The following is a 15,605-nucleotide window of genomic DNA, read 5'->3' as shown; positions in this document are numbered from 1 at the left end:
CCAGGTTGCCTTTCCCGGCGGAGCCGTGGATGCCACCGATGCAACGCTTATTGCCGCCGCGCTGCGCGAAGCGCAGGAAGAGGTCGCCATCCCCCCCGAATCAGTCGAGATTATCGGCGTGTTGCCACCGGTAGACAGCGTAACCGGCTTCCAGGTCACGCCGGTGGTCGGCATCATTCCGCCAAATCTCCACTATCACGCCAGCCAGGATGAAGTCGCTGCGGTGTTCGAGATGCCGCTCGCTGAAGCGCTGCGTCTTGGACGCTATCATCCGCTGGACATTCACCGCCGGGGTAACTCGCATCGCGTCTGGTTGTCGTGGTATCAGCACTATTTTGTCTGGGGAATGACCGCCGGTATTATTCGCGAACTGGCGCTGCAAATCGGGACTAAACCTTAGTTTTCTTCATCCCGCCTGAGGCGGCTGAAATACCGGCCGCGTGCCCCCGCTGCAGACCGCTCGAAATCCCCGCCATCGGGCGGCGTATTTCGGGTATATACTCAAAATGAGAATGCGCGCTCATCATTAGTAAATTCACCGTTATCCATTAGTTTAATTCATGTGAATAGTTAAGCTGATGGTTCGGTTCCCTCTTACACTATGCGCAGTTATCACATCGTTACCGCCGCTGCGGTAACCCTGTCAGGAGTATTATCGTGATTAGTATATTCGACATGTTCAAGGTGGGGATTGGTCCCTCATCTTCCCATACTGTAGGGCCGATGAAGGCCGGTAAACAGTTCGTCGATGACCTGGTCGAAAAGGGATTGCTTAATGAAGTGACCCGCGTGGCGGTCGATGTCTACGGCTCACTTTCATTAACCGGCAAAGGCCACCATACGGATATCGCCATCATTATGGGACTGGCGGGCAATCAGCCCGATACGGTCGACATTGACGCGATACCGGCATTTATCCGCGACGTTGAAACCCGCGGACGTCTGCTGCTGGCGCAAGGGCGGCATGAAGTTGATTTCCCGGCGGATGACGGCATGCGTTTTCGTAGCGACAATCTGCCGCTGCACGAGAACGGCATGACGATTCATGCCTGGGCGGGCGACAAAGAGATCTACAGCAAAACATACTACTCGATTGGCGGCGGTTTTATTGTCGACGAAGAGCACTTCGGCAAAGAAAGTGCCGACGAACTGTGCGTGCCTTACCCGTACAAATCGGCGCAGGAGATACTGAGTCATTGCAAGGAGACCGGATTGTCGCTCTCCGGCATAGTGATGCAAAACGAGCTGGCGCTACACAGCAAAAAAGAGATTGAAGACTATTTTGCTCACGTCTGGCAGACCATGCGGGCCTGTATCGATCGTGGGATGAATACCGAAGGCGTGCTGCCTGGCCCGCTGCGCGTTCCTCGTCGCGCCTCTGCCCTGCGTCGTCTGCTGGTGGCCAGCGATAAGCTGTCAAACGACCCGATGAACGTCGTTGACTGGGTGAATATGTTCGCCCTGGCCGTGAACGAAGAGAATGCTGCCGGCGGACGCGTAGTGACGGCCCCGACAAACGGCGCCTGCGGCATCGTCCCGGCGGTGCTCGCCTACTACGATCACTTTATCGAATCGGTCAGCCCGGATATTTATATTCGCTACTTTATGGCGTCCGGCGCCGTTGGCACCCTCTACAAGATGAACGCCTCCATTTCTGGCGCGGAAGTCGGATGTCAGGGGGAAGTTGGCGTGGCCTGTTCCATGGCGGCCGCCGGTCTTGCCGAACTGCTTGGCGCGAGCCCGGAGCAGGTTTGTATTGCGGCAGAAATCGGTATGGAGCATAACCTGGGCCTCACCTGCGACCCGGTGGCTGGCCAGGTTCAGGTTCCGTGTATCGAACGCAACGCAATTGCATCCGTGAAGGCGATCAACGCCGCACGTATGGCCATGCGTCGCACCAGTGAACCGCGCGTCTCTCTCGATAAAGTCATTGAGACCATGTATGAGACCGGTAAAGACATGAACGCCAAATATCGCGAAACCTCGCGCGGTGGTCTGGCGATAAAAGTTCAGTGTGACTAAACTCTCCCCATAAAATGCGCCCTTCCGGGCGCATTTTTCTCTGTTATTTATTTACACCCACTACACTTGCTTAAAGGCGGTTGTTATTCTACTCATCATATAGAGTCGACAGGGTGTCGCGCATGCAAAATGCACAAAAGGTCATTTCGACATACCGTCGTAAACGGGTTGTCATTTGTTTGATTGTTGCGCTCCTGACGTTGACGGCCACGCTGGTGGTCCGATTTATTTCGCAGCGTAGTTTAAATCAGCAGCGCGTCCAGATGACCACCAATAAAATGGTGGTGGCGATGGATAAAATTTTACGCCCGCTGTCGGAGCAACACCTTTCGTTGCTTCAGATGGTGGGGAAACCCTGTGAGGATGTGCGTCTGCCGCTGCGCAAACTGGCGGCCTCGTTACAAACCGTGCGTTCAATCGTCCTGGTTAAATCGAATATTCTCTACTGTTCCAGCATCTTTGGCGACCGCAACGTCTCTATTCATAAGCTGCAACCCGTTCTGCCGAGCCAGCGGGCGCTGCTGGCTTTTTCAACCGATAACACGCTGCTGGTCGGCACCCCAGTCTTGATTCAATGGTATCCCTCCGTGTTCAATAGCGCCGACGGTGTGATGATGATCATCAATATTGAGCTGCTGGGTGAGTTAATTCTCAATGCAAAATCATCGTTGATTACCGGTATCGGACTGAGTGTTGGCACAAAAAGCTTTATCAGCGGAATCGGGGTGGTTGATCACCCGGTCCCTCCTGGTGAGTCTGTGATATACCGTCAACATTCAACACAGTTCCCCTTTGCCATCAACGTCAGCGGCCCCGGCGCTTCAGCTCTGGCGCTCAACGAGCTGCCAGGGGAACTGCCGCTGGCGCTGATTCTGAGTTTACTGATGACCGGAATCGCCTGGCTGGCTACCGCGGGCAGGATGAGTTTTTCCCGGGAAATCAGCCTCGGCATCGCCGCCCGCGAATTCACGCTGTGGTGCCAACCGTTGAAAGACCTGCGTTCGGGAAAATGCTGCGGAGTCGAGATTCTGCTGCGCTGGAATAATCCGCGTCGGGGAAACATCTCGCCGGATGTGTTCATTCCGATCGCCGAGGGTTATAACCTGATCATTCCCCTCACCCGCTATGTCATTGCCGAAACCGCACACCGGCTGTCGCTATTCCCCCACGATAAACATTTTCATATTTCGATTAATGTCGCGGCCCGCCATTTTGCCGATGGCGAACTGCTGCGCGATCTGCATAAACTCTGGTTCAGCGCCTACCCGGTGCAGCAGCTGGTGGTTGAACTCACCGAGCGGGACGTCCTTCAGGATGGCGATCACCACATGGCCGAGCATCTACATTTCAGGGGGGTATACCTGGCTATCGATGACTTTGGCACCGGCAACAGTTCGCTCTCTTGGCTGGAAAAGCTGCGGCCTGACGTGCTGAAAATTGATAAATCCTTTACCAGCGCTATCGGTATCGACAGCGTGAATGCCACGGTCACGGATATGATTATTGCGCTGGCGCACCGGCTGAAGATTATGACGGTGGCAGAAGGCGTGGAGACCCCGCAGCAGGCCGAATATTTGCGACGCCACGGCGTTGATATCCTGCAGGGATTTCTCTATGCGAGGCCAATGCCGGTTGAAGACTTCCCGCAGTGGCTGGCCGCCCGGCGTCAGGTCGAGGCGAGGATGGATAATAACGCCGACCGGCCTCCAGAGGAGACCGGCCGGTCAGTCTGATCAACCAGGAAAGTTTACTCTTCTTCCTGGCTGTCATGCACCGTTTTCACGACACGCACCAGATCGACCCGATAGTCGTTCGCTTCAAGAACGGTAAACTGCAGCGGCGCCCGCTCAACAACATCGCCGGTACGCGGGATATGACCGTTTACGGCAATCACCAGCCCGGCAACCGTGGCGATGTCTTCGTCTTCATTGACGAGGTCATCGAGTCCCACCGCCTGCTGTAAAGCGTGCAGATCGGTTGATCCTTTAATCAGCCAGCCGTCGCCATCGGCAACGATTTCCGGCGTCTCATCGGCATCAGGGAATTCACCCGCGATGGCTTCAAGGACATCCAGCGGCGTCACCAGCCCCTGAACCACGCCAAACTCGTTAGTCACGATGACGAAGCTACCGCGGGCACGGCGCAGCACACCCAGCAGATTGATAGGATCCAGCGTTTCCGGGACCACAATCGCCGGCGAAGCCGCGGCTAATGCAGCGACATTCTCACCGGCCTCCAGCGCCACCAGCATCTCTTTGGCTCGCACGATACCGATGATTTCATCCAGCTCGCCCCGGCATACCGGGAACAGACTGTGCGGCGAAGAGAGCAGTTGACGTCGAATTTCTTCTTCGCTCTGCTCCGCGTTCACCCAGCTGATTTCACCACGCGGAGTCATGATGCTGCGCAATGAACGCTGCGCCAGAGTCAGGACGCCATTAATCATATAGCGTTCTTCTTCCGCAAACGCCCCTTCCGGGACCGGAACCGGTGCCGGGCTCTCGCCATCGTGGCTCACGGCGTGCTGTTTGCGCCCGCCCATCATGCGCAGAATAGCGTCAGCCGTACGTGCGCGTAACGGCAGCGTCGACTGGTGACGAATAAAGTTACGTCGTGCTATCTGGTTAAAGAACTCTATGGTTATCGAGAAGCCAATAGCGGCGTACAGGTACCCTTTCGGAATATGGAAACCGAAGCCTTCAGCCACCAGGCTCAGGCCGATCATCAGCAGGAAGCTCAGACAGAGCACCACCACCGTCGGATGCTGATTGACAAAGTTAGTCAATGGCTTAGAAGCCAGCAGCATCACCGCCATCGCAATCACGACTGCCGCCATCATTACCGGCAAGTGGTTAACCATCCCAACCGCAGTAATCACGGCATCCAGCGAGAATACAGCGTCAAGTACGACGATTTGCAGCACCACCACCCAAAAACTGGCATAACCTTTACCATGTCCGGAATCGTGCTGGCGGTTTTCCAACCGTTCATGCAGTTCCGTAGTCGCTTTAAACAGCAGGAATATCCCCCCCAGCAGCATGATGAGATCGCGTCCGGAGAAAGAGAAATCCGCGATGCTGAACAGCGGTTTGGTTAAGGTCACCATCCACGAAATGACCGACAACAGCCCCAGACGCATAAACAGCGCCAGCGACAGGCCGATCAGACGGGCTTTGTCCCGTTGTTTCGGCGGCAGTTTATCCGCGAGGATGGCGATAAAGACCAGGTTGTCGATACCGAGCACGATTTCGAGGACGACCAGCGTCAATAAACCCACCCAGATAGAGGGATCCATTAAGAATTCCATGAGTTGCTCCAGTTAACGACAGACGGAGTCATCGCCATGTCACGTACGGCACAGACAATCGTTGCAGGTAAAAAAGCGTAGCAGGTAGCGGCGGCAGAAAAATGCCAGAAGGTGAAAAGACGTCGATGAGGGTCCATACAGCGGGCTATGCCCTATACTCCTGAGTAATTAAACGGATGCTAAACATAACAAAAAATAGAGGGAGATTGGAAAAAAATTTACCAGTCTTTGCAATAGGTAAGCCTATTTTTTGCGCCGCGAAATTATTCCTTGTAGATACGTGATTAACGGATCTTCATCACATTAATTATTTTTTCACTATCTAAAATAATTCGCGGTAGTAATTATTTTAGATCTTACACCCTCACTGAATCGATTTTGTCCGCAAGAGTGATTCAGGATGTATCACCACAGATGATGCATTCACGATAATAAAGGAGGTAGCAAGTGACGATTGCTATTGTAATAGGCACACATGGTTGGGCTGCAGAACAACTGCTGAAAACCGCAGAAATGCTGTTGGGCGAGCAGGAAAACGTTGGCTGGATCGATTTCGTTCCGGGTGAAAACGCCGAAACGCTAATCGAGAAATACAACGCACAGCTGGCAAAGCTGGACACAACTAAAGGCGTGTTATTTCTCGTCGATACGTGGGGAGGTAGTCCATTCAATGCCGCCAGCCGCATTGTCGTCGATAAAGAACATTACGAAGTGATTGCTGGCGTTAACATCCCGATGCTGGTCGAAACGCTGATGGCGCGCGACGACGATCCATCGTTCGACGAACTGGTGGCTCTGGCGGTAGAAACTGGCCGTGAAGGCGTGAAAGCGCTGAAAGCGAAGACGGTGGAAAAAGTCGCTCCGGCTGCGGTTAAGGCAGCAGCCAAAGCGGTAGCCCCGGCAAAACCAATGGGTCCAGACGACTACATGGTTATCGGCCTGGCGCGTATTGATGACCGTCTTATTCATGGTCAGGTGGCCACCCGCTGGACAAAAGAAACCAACGTGACCCGCATTATTGTCGTGAGTGATGAAGTGGCGGCGGATACCGTGCGCAAAACATTACTGACTCAGGTTGCTCCTCCGGGCGTGACGGCCCACGTTGTCGACGTTGCGAAGATGCTTCGCGTCTACAACAACCCGAAATACGCAGGCGATCGCGTCATGCTGCTGTTTACCAACCCTACCGACGTCGAACGTGTCGTTGAAGGCGGGGTGAAAATCACCACTGTCAATATCGGCGGTATGGCTTTCCGTCAGGGTAAAACGCAGGTGAACAACGCCGTTTCGGTCGATGAAAAAGATATTGAAGCATTTAAAAAGTTGAATGCCCGCGGTATTGAACTGGAAGTGCGTAAAGTTTCCACCGACCAGAAACTGAAAATGATGGACCTGATTGGCAAGGTGGCGAAATAACCTTGCGGGTCGCGCCCCAGTTTTCAACTTAAGACTTAATCAACAGGAGAAGTACAATGGAGATTACCCTTCTTCAGATTGTGCTGGTGTTCATCGTCGCGTGTATTGCGGGTATGGAGTCGGTACTTGATGAGTTTCAGTTCCACCGTCCTCTGGTCGCGTGTACGCTGATCGGTGCCGTTCTCGGCGATATGAAAACCGGTATCATCATCGGTGGTACTCTGGAAATGATCGCTCTGGGCTGGATGAACATCGGTGCGGCAGTTGCGCCGGATGCCGCGCTGGCATCCATCATTTCTACCGTTCTGGTTATTGCTGGCCATCAGGGTATCGGCGCCGGTATCGCACTGGCTATCCCGCTGGCAGCGGCAGGTCAGGTGCTGACCATCATCGTTCGTACCATTACCGTAGCCTTCCAGCACGCGGCGGATAAAGCGGCGCAAAATGGCAACCTGACGGCAATTTCGTGGATCCACGTCTCTTCGTTATTCCTGCAGGCTATGCGTATCGCTATCCCGGCGGTCATCGTGGCTATCTCCGTCGGAACCAGCGAAGTTCAGGGCATGCTGAATGCGATTCCTGAAGTGGTCACCAGCGGTCTGAACATCGCCGGCGGCATGATCGTGGTGGTCGGTTACGCGATGGTCATCAACATGATGCGCGCAGGCTACCTGATGCCGTTCTTCTACCTTGGCTTCGTCACCGCTGCATTCACTAACTTCAACCTGGTTGCGCTGGGCGTGATTGGCACGGTGATGGCTATCCTCTATATCCAGCTGAGCCCGAAATACAACCGCGTTGCGGGTGCGCCAGCGCAGGCTGCTGGTAATAACGATCTCGATAACGAACTGGACTAACAGGTGAGCGAAATGGTTGATATGACTAAAAATACCACCGAGAAAAAACTCACTCCGAGTGACATTCGTGGCGTGTTCATTCGTTCTAACCTGTTCCAGGGGTCATGGAACTTCGAACGTATGCAGGCGCTGGGCTTCTGCTTCTCTATGGTACCGGCTATTCGTCGCCTGTACCCGGAGAACAACGATGCGCGTAAGCAGGCGATTAAGCGTCACCTGGAGTTCTTCAATACTCACCCGTACGTCGCAGCGCCCGTTCTTGGCGTGACGCTGGCGATGGAGGAGCAGCGTGCAAACGGCGCCGAGATCGATGATGGTGCCATCAACGGTATCAAAGTTGGTCTGATGGGACCGCTGGCTGGCGTCGGCGACCCGATCTTCTGGGGTACCGTGCGTCCGGTATTTGCGGCATTGGGTGCCGGTATCGCGATGAGCGGCAGCCTGTTAGGCCCGCTGTTGTTCTTTATTCTGTTCAACGCCGTTCGTCTGCTGACCCGTTACTACGGCGTGGCATACGGTTACAGCAAGGGTATCGATATCGTTAAAGATATGGGCGGCGGCTTCCTGCAGAAACTGACCGAGGGGGCGTCAATTCTCGGCCTGTTTGTCATGGGGGCGTTGGTTAACAAGTGGACGCATGTGAACATTCCGCTGGTGGTGTCAAAAATCACCGGTTCAGATGGTCAGGTTCACGTAACGACCGTACAGACCATTCTTGACCAGTTGATGCCGGGCCTGGTGCCTTTGCTGCTGACCTTTGCCTGTATGTGGCTGCTGCGTAAGAAAGTTAACGCCCTGTGGATTATCGTCGGCTTCTTCGTCATCGGTATCGTCGGCTACGCTATCGGCCTGCTGGGCCTGTAATAATCCTGTTGTCCGCCGGGGGCTTGCCCCCGGTTTTTTTTCACTGGAGGGTAGATGACACTCACGGATCTGGTGCTGATTCTGTTTATTCTTGTTCTGCTGGTGTTTGCCATTTATGACCAGTTTATTATGCCCCGTCGTAACGGCCCGCAACTCCTGGCTATCCCCCTGCTCCGCCGCAGCCGCGTTGACGGGATCATCTTTGTCGGCCTGACCGCCATTCTGATTTATAACAACGTCATCAGCCACGGCGCGCTAATTACCACATGGTTATTATCTGCACTGACGTTAATGGGTTGGTATCTGTTCTGGATCCGGACGCCGAAAATCATCTTCAAACCGACTGGTTTTTTCTTCGCCAATATCTGGATTGAATATAAGCGAATTAAAGCGATGAATTTATCGGAAGACGGCGTACTGGTGATGCAATTAGAACAACGGCGCTTGCTTATTCGTGTACGAAACATCGACGATCTGGAAAGGATATACAAATTTCTCATTTCAACTCAATAAGTTAAAAATATAGCCAACGCTATATTTCAGCGATTTTTGGCAGACAGATATATAGCCATGGCTATATTCCGTCTGCGCACTTCACTTATATTTATTAACGAATTATTCACGCATAAAACCAAATGAAAATCGTTATCATTTGGTTATTGAAATAAATAAATCCTGTTATTGTTTTATATTCTAAAAATATGTTAAGGTTGCGCCCGTCGTTGGGGAGTAGCCGATTTCCTGTCTGCCAGGAAATGTACGTGTCAACATACTCGTTGCAAAACGTGGCACGTACGGGTTGAAGAAGGTGTTCAATCAGGCGAGACCATAGACACATCACCGCTATACGCAATACCTGACGCGTGGGCTGCGTATATCTACTGGGGGCTGTGATGTGTCATATGGATTTTCCCCGGTCAGGACGCAATCATGAACATCTCCGCTACGATTCTTCTTGCCTTTGGCATGTCCATGGACGCCTTCGCGGCCTCTATCGGTAAAGGCGCCACCTTACATAAACCTAAGTTCTCCGAAGCGCTGCGCACCGGGTTAATTTTTGGCGCCATCGAAACGCTCACCCCGCTTCTCGGCTGGGGAATGGGGATGTTCGCCAGCCAGTTCGTACTGGAGTGGAATCACTGGATCGCGTTCGTGCTACTGGTCTTTCTCGGCGGACGTATGGTTATTGAAGGTTTTCGCGCAACCGAAGATGAGGCAAGTGAAGCGCCTCGCCGCCATGGTTTCTGGCTGCTGGTCACCACCGCCTTCGCCACCAGTCTCGATGCGATGGCTGTCGGTGTCGGCCTGGCGTTCCTGCAGGTCAACATTATCGCCACCGCGCTGGCTATCGGCTGCGCGACGCTGGTGATGTCGACGCTGGGGATCATGGTCGGACGGTTTATCGGCCCGCTGCTGGGCAAACGAGCCGAAATTCTTGGTGGTATCGTTCTGATTGGTATCGGCGCCCAGATTCTCTGGAGCCATTTCGCCGGTTAATTCTCAGGACTCGCGCTGCCAGCAGTGAATAATAAAATCGGTCTGGCAGCGGAAAGTTGCCTGCGCGCGTAACGTTTCACGCACCGGCGGCTTCGCCCGCCAAGCGAATGGCGTCATCTGCAGCAGCGCTTCCGCCTCGTACCCGGTCAGTTGCATCGGATAGGCCAGTTGGTGCTGCTGGCTTAACGTAAAGCCAGCCATCTGTTCATGATTTTGCTCATGCAGACGCACCTCGGCATAAATCAACCCTTTCAGCTCCAGCAAATGACGCGGTCCTGGCGTGGCGGTAATCACCCAGCCGCCGGGTCTGACCACGCGCGCCAGCTCCTGTGCATTACAAGGGGCATAGATCCGGACCACCGCATCAAGGCTCACGTCGTCGAACGGCAGACGCTGACTTGAAGCGACGCAAAAATTAACCTGCGGATAACGTCTGGCGGCCGCGCGAATAGCCGACTTTGAGACATCCAGCCCCCAGCAATGAGCGGCGATGGCGGCAAATGCGTGGGTGTAATACCCTTCCCCGCAGCCGATATCGAGCAGACGCTCAGGCGCGGCAACGGAAAGAAAGTCGCTGATGGCGTCACGCAGGGGCTGATAGTGACCTGCATCGAGAAACGCCCGCCGCGCCTGCATCATCTCCGCGCTATCGCCCGGATCGCGAGACCGCTTAAACTGCACCGGCAGTAAATTGACATACCCCTCTTTTGCCAGATCGAACTGGTGCCGCTGCGGGCAGATATAGCTATTATCGCGGCGGGAAAGCGGCGCGTGGCAAAGTGGGCAACTGTATGACATGACAACTCCGGTGTCGCTGAAAGGGCGAAAGTGTAGCGCTATTCGCCCTTTCAGACCACTGTTACAACGCCGGTGACGCAACCTCTCCGTGATGCATCACAATCAGATTTTCTGAACCTTGCGGCATACCGTCCGGCAGCACATTTTCCAACCGCAGCACATCTCCCATGATCTGACTAAAGACCGGTGCGGAAACCGCCCCGCCATAATAGGCGCCATTACTAGGATCGTTAATCACCACCACCAGCGCAAATTGCGGACGACTGGCGGGCGCCACGCCTGCGGTATACGCCACATATTTATCAATATATTTACCGTCAGGACCGATTTTTTTTGCGGTCCCGGTTTTCACCGCAATACGATAATCACGCACCGCCGCCTTGGTTCCGCCACCGCCCGGCAGCGCCACGCTCTCCATCATATGCTCTACTTCATGCACGATGGTTTCCGGCATCACCTGCGTCCCGATGACCGGAGGATCGATGCGGGTGATAGAGAGCGGCCGCTCAATACCGAATCCGCCGATAGTGGCATAAACGTGTGCCAGTTGCAGCGGGGTCACCATCAGACCATAGCCGAAAGCAAAGGTCGCGCGGTCCAACTGGCCCCAATAGCGCCGTTTCGGCATCAGACCTGCGCTTTCGCCGGTCAGCCCCAGCCCTGTAGGGTCACCAAAACCAAAGGCTGTATAGGTATCAATCAGGTGTTGAACGGGCATGGCCAGCGACAAATGTGAAACCCCGATATCGCTGGATTTTTGCAAAATGCCAGTCAATGACAGTTCGGGATAATAGCCAACATCGCGAATGCGGTGCCCATCAAGGACAAAGGGATGGGTATCCACTACGCTGTCAGGCTGCACAATGCCCTGCTGTAGCGCCGTCATCACCACCAGCGGTTTTACCGTTGAGCCCGGCTCAAAGGTATCGCTGATGGCACGGTTGCGAAAATCATCCAGCCTGGCGTCATCACGGTTATTGGGATTGAAGTCCGGATAGCTGGCCATCGCCAGTATCTCGCCGGTATCAATCTTAATCAGCACCGCCGCCCCTGATTCCGCCTTATTCCAGTTTACGGCGTTATCCAGCGCATCTTCGGTGACCGTCTGCAAGCGCTCGTCGATACTCAGCTGAATGTTATGCGCGGGCACTGCCGGCATCTCGGTGATATTTTCGATCACGTGACCATGACGATCTTTACGCACCAACCGGCGCCCCGGCTTTCCAGTGAGCTGGGCATTAAAGCTTTTTTCAATCCCCTCAATGCCCTGGTTATCAATATTGGTAAATCCCAACAGGTTAGCCGCCACGTGCCCTGCGGGATAAAAGCGGCGCGACTCATCACGCAGGTTAATCCCCGGCAGGTGCAGCTTGTCGATCCATTCGGCCTGCTCCGGGTTAACCTGACGGGCCAGATAGATAAATCGCATATGAGGATGGCTCTCAACGCGTTTGGCCAAATCACCCAGATTGATGTGCAGCGCCTCCGCCATCGCCTGCCAGCGCGGGCTATAGCCGACGCCGCCTTTTTGCATAATGGTTTGCGGGTCGGCCCAGATGGCGCTCACCGGCACGCTAACCGCCAACGGACGGTTCTCACGATCGCTGATGGTTCCACGTTGCACATCGATGGGTTCTTCACGCAACGAACGCATATCTTCTTGTTTCACAAGGTTATCTGGAGAAATTATTTGTAGCCAGGCCACCCGCCCCAACAATATTCCGAGACAACCGAGAATCGCCACGCACAACAGCCCAAAACGAAGAGGGGTGAAATGAGCAACTGACTTATTTTTGTTCTTTAGCACCGTAGCTCCAGCATTATATTGCAACCCTCTGATTTAACAGAAAATCGGCACAACAGAATGCGAAACTATGCGAATAATGATGTTGTTTTGCAACAAAGCACGACGGAAGGGAAAAAATGGAAATATTTTGCAATAAACACTAAAAAGCCCCGCAGAGGCGAGGCTTTTCTTACAAGATGAGTGGTCTTGAATCAGATAGCAGTAACGTTAACTGCTGCCGGACCTTTCTGGCCGTCCTGAATTTCGAACTCAACGTTCTGGCCTTCAGCCAGAGTTTTGAAACCATTACCCTGGATAGCGGAGAAGTGTACAAACACGTCTTTGCTACCATCAGCCGGAGTAATGAAACCAAAACCTTTAGACTCGTTGAACCACTTAACTTGACCTTTAATCTTTGCCATTTGCAAAATTCCTTAGACTGTTTTCTTCGCCCACAGGCGCTTACATAGATAAAACTGACACGTTACTGCATGAGGCACTAATATAAGGTTCGGCAGAGAAGCGGTATTCAACGACAACGTGTTTACTCAGGACTTCTTTACTGAAAATGCCACACATAAACAGAACTGTACCTCGTTTAACCCGAAAGGTGTTATCACATACAACGTAAATAATGGCAAGCCATTTTTAAACGTGTCTCGATCCTTCGCACAAATTATAAGGGAATCATTTGATCACCTGCACATTTATGCGTCTTTGCCGCCCTGGGCTACCGTCGCGGCTACCGCAGGATTCGCTATATCGCAAACCCCATAGTGGCAACTTTTTTACCATAGCTCAACAACTTCGCATCGTCCAGACAGTTGGCTATTCTAACATCACATTTTCAGCAACCGGGGTAAGGACATATGCATAACGATGCGTATAAAAGGTCATATCTATAGTTGAAATTTCGCTTAAATTCTGCGGAGGTAAAGATATAAAATCACCGCACGGTTAGGTTATAAATATTATTTATAATACAATTTGAACATGACGCATTAATGACGATATTTTTTCATCAGACAATTAAAACAGATTGTTATTATTTATTTTGATTAACTAAAAAATCAATGACGTCAATAGCCAGAATTGGGAGCGGGAACACACTCAGCGCGCGGAGAGGTGTAACAAAACGATCGAAAAGGATAAGAAAAAGTTATAGCACCTTATTGAACCAGGTGCACACCGACGCGGTGCACACCTGTCATTTAGTTACCGTTCGGCGACGAGACGGATAAAATCGTCATCGTCTTTCTTTCCCGCCGAAGTCTTAGTAACCTCTTCTTTCTCAGGCTCATTGGCTTCACAGAGACGGCGCAGCAGCGCATTTTGCCGCTTTTGCTGGTCCAGTAACGCCTGCAGCAGTTCAATCTGCTCATTGGTGCGCGAACTTGCGCGATTAACAAAAAACCATAACAACAAACCGACAAGCAGCAGCACAACAGACAGTGCCAGTGATGCCAGGTTTAACATCCCAGGATTCAGTAACTCACTCATTTCACCACCTCAAAGAGAAGGCGTACATTCTACCACTCGCACAGCAGAAGGAAATCGGTCGTCATAAAAATGTCTTACCAGGGGATAAACTTGTTGATTGTGCAGATGCCGCTGAAAAACTGTACATCTTGATCGCACATTACGTTAAGCATCTGAGTCCACAGCAGCAAACAACCCACTATGATGACTATCAGCAAAACCCAGCGTACTTTTTTCACTCCATTCTCCGCATCAGTGTCAGATGTTTCCAGGTTAACATGAACATCTTAAACCGTGGCTAACTGTAATACGAAAGACAAGTTTAGGAATCATAGACTTGTTTCAATTCGTGTAGCTGGCAAAATAAACGCAGGGATAATGCAAACTATGAGGCAACAATGCGATTAATCATTCGTTCCGTTGTAGTACTGGCTATCGTATGGATTGGGATATTATTGAGCGGCTATGGCATTCTTATTGGCAGCGATGAGAACGCTGCGGGGCTGGGCCTTCAGTGTAAATATCTGACCGCCCGCGGTACCAGTACCGCACAATATGTTCATTCTGATAGCGGTATTATCGGTATTACCGACTGCCCGATTTTACGCAAAAGCGAAATCGTTATCGACAAAGGTTGATACGTAAAAGTGACAGCGGGAAGCACATTCCCACTGTCGCTTAACCGACCAGATGGTCATTCGGATCAGAATGGGTAGTTGTTATACCCCATCTGTTCAGAAATCTTACGCGCCGCCGTGTGCAGCATCTCCACGTATTCACTCAGACGCTCTTCTGAGAAACGCAGCGTCGGGAAAGAGATGCTCAGGCCCGCAATCACCACGCCAAAGCGGTCGAAAACCGGTACGCCAATGCAGCGCAGCCCTTCTTCCTGCTCTTCATTATCTTCACCGAAGCCCTGCTGACGAACCTGATCCAGAACGTCTAGCAGCACTTGCGTACTGGTAATGGTCCGCTCGGTGCTACGTTTATATTCCACGCCTTCGAGAATCTGCTCAACTTCAGCGCGATCGCGCCACGCCAGCAGCACTTTACCGATAGCGGTGCTGTACAGCGGATTGCGACGACCAATGCGTGAATACATCCGCAGGTTATACATGGAGTCGATTTTGTGGATATAGACAATGCTGTCTTCATCCAGCGCCCCCAGGTGGATCGTCTCTTTCGTCAGCCGCGAAAGCTCACGCATCTGGATGTCAGCACTGCGGACCAGATCGACATTCTGTAGCGCACGCGCGCCCAGTTCGAACAGCTTGAGGGTCAGCGAGTATTTCTCAGATTCGCCTTCCTGCGCCACATAGCCCAGCGATTTCATGGTTTGCAAAAAGCGATAAACAGTGCTTTTTGACATCATAACGCGCTGGGACAGTTCGGTAATGCCAATTTCACGCTCTTCACCAAGCGCCTGCAGAATGCCAAAAACCTTCAATACCGAAGAGACAGAATCTGGCTGCTTATCCAAATCTGCAACTGCCATTTATCACCTCATCGTAACTGTTTTATAAAAATCAGAACCGGTTTTTATTATAAATTCGCATCGTGCCCCTCGCAATCATTCTTC

17 protein-coding genes are annotated in these 15,605 nt (G+C 52.5%); 9 read left to right on the top strand and 8 right to left on the bottom strand.

From position 1 onward, the window contains the following. From ACZAHD_RS05270 to ACZAHD_RS05260, 3 genes are all read left to right on the top strand, one after another. Positions 1-400: CoA pyrophosphatase (locus ACZAHD_RS05270; RefSeq protein ID WP_462455838.1), on the top strand; the 400-nt coding region annotated here is incomplete at its 5' end. Positions 401-657: 257 nt separating this feature from the next. Then, positions 658-2,022, top strand: a complete 1,365-nt coding sequence (gene sdaA / locus ACZAHD_RS05265) for an L-serine ammonia-lyase (protein WP_462455837.1) — start codon at positions 658-660, stop codon at positions 2,020-2,022. Between the two features lie 122 nt (positions 2,023-2,144). Next, positions 2,145-3,755 carry an EAL domain-containing protein gene (locus ACZAHD_RS05260; protein ID WP_462455836.1) on the top strand — a complete coding sequence of 537 codons (1,611 nt, stop codon included), beginning with the start codon at positions 2,145-2,147 and terminating at the stop codon, positions 3,753-3,755. 14 nt (positions 3,756-3,769) lie between these two features. On the opposite strand, the gene yoaE is transcribed toward ACZAHD_RS05260, so the two are convergent. After that, positions 3,770-5,329, bottom strand: coding sequence for a CNNM family cation transport protein YoaE (gene yoaE / locus ACZAHD_RS05255; protein ID WP_462455835.1), 1,560 nt, complete (start codon positions 5,327-5,329; stop codon positions 3,770-3,772). 447 nt (positions 5,330-5,776) lie between these two features. Here yoaE and manX point away from each other — a divergent pair, with 447 nt between their 5' ends. The 5 genes from manX (at position 5,777) to mntP (ending at position 9,963) form a co-directional block, all read left to right on the top strand. Next, complete coding sequence (gene manX, locus ACZAHD_RS05250; RefSeq protein WP_462455834.1) at positions 5,777-6,745, top strand: PTS mannose transporter subunit IIAB; 969 nt, start codon at positions 5,777-5,779, stop codon at positions 6,743-6,745. A 56-nt stretch (positions 6,746-6,801) separates the two neighbouring features. Continuing rightward, positions 6,802-7,602, top strand: a complete 801-nt coding sequence (manY, locus tag ACZAHD_RS05245) for a PTS mannose transporter subunit IIC (protein ID WP_462455833.1) — start codon at positions 6,802-6,804, stop codon at positions 7,600-7,602. A gap of 12 nt (positions 7,603-7,614) precedes the next feature. Further along, positions 7,615-8,466, top strand: a complete 852-nt coding sequence (locus tag ACZAHD_RS05240) for a PTS mannose transporter subunit IID (RefSeq protein ID WP_032686998.1) — start codon at positions 7,615-7,617, stop codon at positions 8,464-8,466. A gap of 54 nt (positions 8,467-8,520) precedes the next feature. Next, positions 8,521-8,979 (top strand): DUF986 family protein, encoded by a 459-nt coding sequence (locus ACZAHD_RS05235; protein ID WP_462455832.1) that lies wholly within the window; start codon positions 8,521-8,523, stop codon positions 8,977-8,979. Between the two features lie 417 nt (positions 8,980-9,396). Then, on the top strand, positions 9,397-9,963 hold the full coding sequence (gene mntP, locus ACZAHD_RS05230) for a manganese efflux pump MntP (RefSeq protein WP_462455831.1): 567 nt from the start codon (positions 9,397-9,399) through the stop codon (positions 9,961-9,963). A gap of 3 nt (positions 9,964-9,966) precedes the next feature. On the opposite strand, the gene rlmA is transcribed toward mntP, so the two are convergent. The 6 genes from rlmA to mgrB all read right to left on the bottom strand — a co-directional run bounded on the left by rlmA (position 9,967) and on the right by mgrB (position 14,265). Then, positions 9,967-10,761 (bottom strand): 23S rRNA (guanine(745)-N(1))-methyltransferase, encoded by a 795-nt coding sequence (gene rlmA / locus ACZAHD_RS05225; RefSeq protein ID WP_462455830.1) that lies wholly within the window; start codon positions 10,759-10,761, stop codon positions 9,967-9,969. Positions 10,762-10,822: 61 nt separating this feature from the next. Continuing rightward, positions 10,823-12,568, bottom strand: a complete 1,746-nt coding sequence (ftsI, locus tag ACZAHD_RS05220) for a peptidoglycan glycosyltransferase FtsI (RefSeq protein ID WP_462455829.1) — start codon at positions 12,566-12,568, stop codon at positions 10,823-10,825. A gap of 191 nt (positions 12,569-12,759) precedes the next feature. Beyond that, the gene (gene cspE / locus ACZAHD_RS05215) at positions 12,760-12,969 is read right to left on the bottom strand and encodes a transcription antiterminator/RNA stability regulator CspE (protein ID WP_001062678.1); all 210 of its coding nucleotides are present in this window, start codon (positions 12,967-12,969) and stop codon (positions 12,760-12,762) included. Positions 12,970-13,009: 40 nt separating this feature from the next. Continuing rightward, positions 13,010-13,126: a DUF2627 domain-containing protein gene (locus ACZAHD_RS05210; protein WP_049267871.1), complete on the bottom strand. Its 117-nt coding sequence runs from the start codon at positions 13,124-13,126 to the stop codon at positions 13,010-13,012. A gap of 636 nt (positions 13,127-13,762) precedes the next feature. Continuing rightward, complete coding sequence (locus tag ACZAHD_RS05205) at positions 13,763-14,047, bottom strand: YebO family protein (RefSeq protein WP_462455828.1); 285 nt, start codon at positions 14,045-14,047, stop codon at positions 13,763-13,765. A gap of 74 nt (positions 14,048-14,121) precedes the next feature. Next, positions 14,122-14,265 carry a PhoP/PhoQ regulatory lipoprotein MgrB gene (gene mgrB, locus ACZAHD_RS05200; protein ID WP_462455827.1) on the bottom strand — a complete coding sequence of 48 codons (144 nt, stop codon included), beginning with the start codon at positions 14,263-14,265 and terminating at the stop codon, positions 14,122-14,124. Between the two features lie 159 nt (positions 14,266-14,424). On the opposite strand from mgrB, the gene ACZAHD_RS05195 reads away from it, so the two are divergent. Beyond that, positions 14,425-14,664: a YobH family protein gene (locus ACZAHD_RS05195; RefSeq protein WP_462455826.1), complete on the top strand. Its 240-nt coding sequence runs from the start codon at positions 14,425-14,427 to the stop codon at positions 14,662-14,664. A 65-nt stretch (positions 14,665-14,729) separates the two neighbouring features. On the opposite strand, the gene kdgR is transcribed toward ACZAHD_RS05195, so the two are convergent. Beyond that, positions 14,730-15,521: a DNA-binding transcriptional regulator KdgR gene (gene kdgR, locus ACZAHD_RS05190; protein WP_462455825.1), complete on the bottom strand. Its 792-nt coding sequence runs from the start codon at positions 15,519-15,521 to the stop codon at positions 14,730-14,732. Positions 15,522-15,605: the final 84 nt, after the last annotated feature.

Origin of the sequence: Raoultella sp. (assembly GCF_039594335.1) — a bacterium.
Lineage (GTDB): Bacteria > Pseudomonadota > Gammaproteobacteria > Enterobacterales > Enterobacteriaceae > Klebsiella.
Note: the sequence above shows the minus strand (reverse complement) of the source record. Positions and strands in the feature narration are given on the sequence as shown.

Excerpts from the sequence above, each read along its gene's own strand:
- ACZAHD_RS05260 (WP_462455836.1), top strand. The coding sequence starts at position 2,145 with ATGCAAAATGCACAAAAGGTCATTTCGACATACCGTCGTAAACGGGTT.
- yoaE (WP_462455835.1), bottom strand. The coding sequence starts at position 5,329 with ATGGAATTCTTAATGGATCCCTCTATCTGGGTGGGTTTATTGACGCTG.
- manY (WP_462455833.1), top strand. The coding sequence starts at position 6,802 with ATGGAGATTACCCTTCTTCAGATTGTGCTGGTGTTCATCGTCGCGTGT.
- ACZAHD_RS05240 (WP_032686998.1), top strand. The coding sequence starts at position 7,615 with ATGGTTGATATGACTAAAAATACCACCGAGAAAAAACTCACTCCGAGT.
- ACZAHD_RS05235 (WP_462455832.1), top strand. The coding sequence starts at position 8,521 with ATGACACTCACGGATCTGGTGCTGATTCTGTTTATTCTTGTTCTGCTG.
- mntP (WP_462455831.1), top strand. The coding sequence starts at position 9,397 with ATGAACATCTCCGCTACGATTCTTCTTGCCTTTGGCATGTCCATGGAC.
- rlmA (WP_462455830.1), bottom strand. The coding sequence starts at position 10,761 with ATGTCATACAGTTGCCCACTTTGCCACGCGCCGCTTTCCCGCCGCGAT.
- cspE (WP_001062678.1), bottom strand. The coding sequence starts at position 12,969 with ATGGCAAAGATTAAAGGTCAAGTTAAGTGGTTCAACGAGTCTAAAGGT.
- ACZAHD_RS05210 (WP_049267871.1), bottom strand. The coding sequence starts at position 13,126 with ATGTGTGGCATTTTCAGTAAAGAAGTCCTGAGTAAACACGTTGTCGTT.
- ACZAHD_RS05205 (WP_462455828.1), bottom strand. The coding sequence starts at position 14,047 with ATGAGTGAGTTACTGAATCCTGGGATGTTAAACCTGGCATCACTGGCA.
- ACZAHD_RS05195 (WP_462455826.1), top strand. The coding sequence starts at position 14,425 with ATGCGATTAATCATTCGTTCCGTTGTAGTACTGGCTATCGTATGGATT.
- kdgR (WP_462455825.1), bottom strand. The coding sequence starts at position 15,521 with ATGGCAGTTGCAGATTTGGATAAGCAGCCAGATTCTGTCTCTTCGGTA.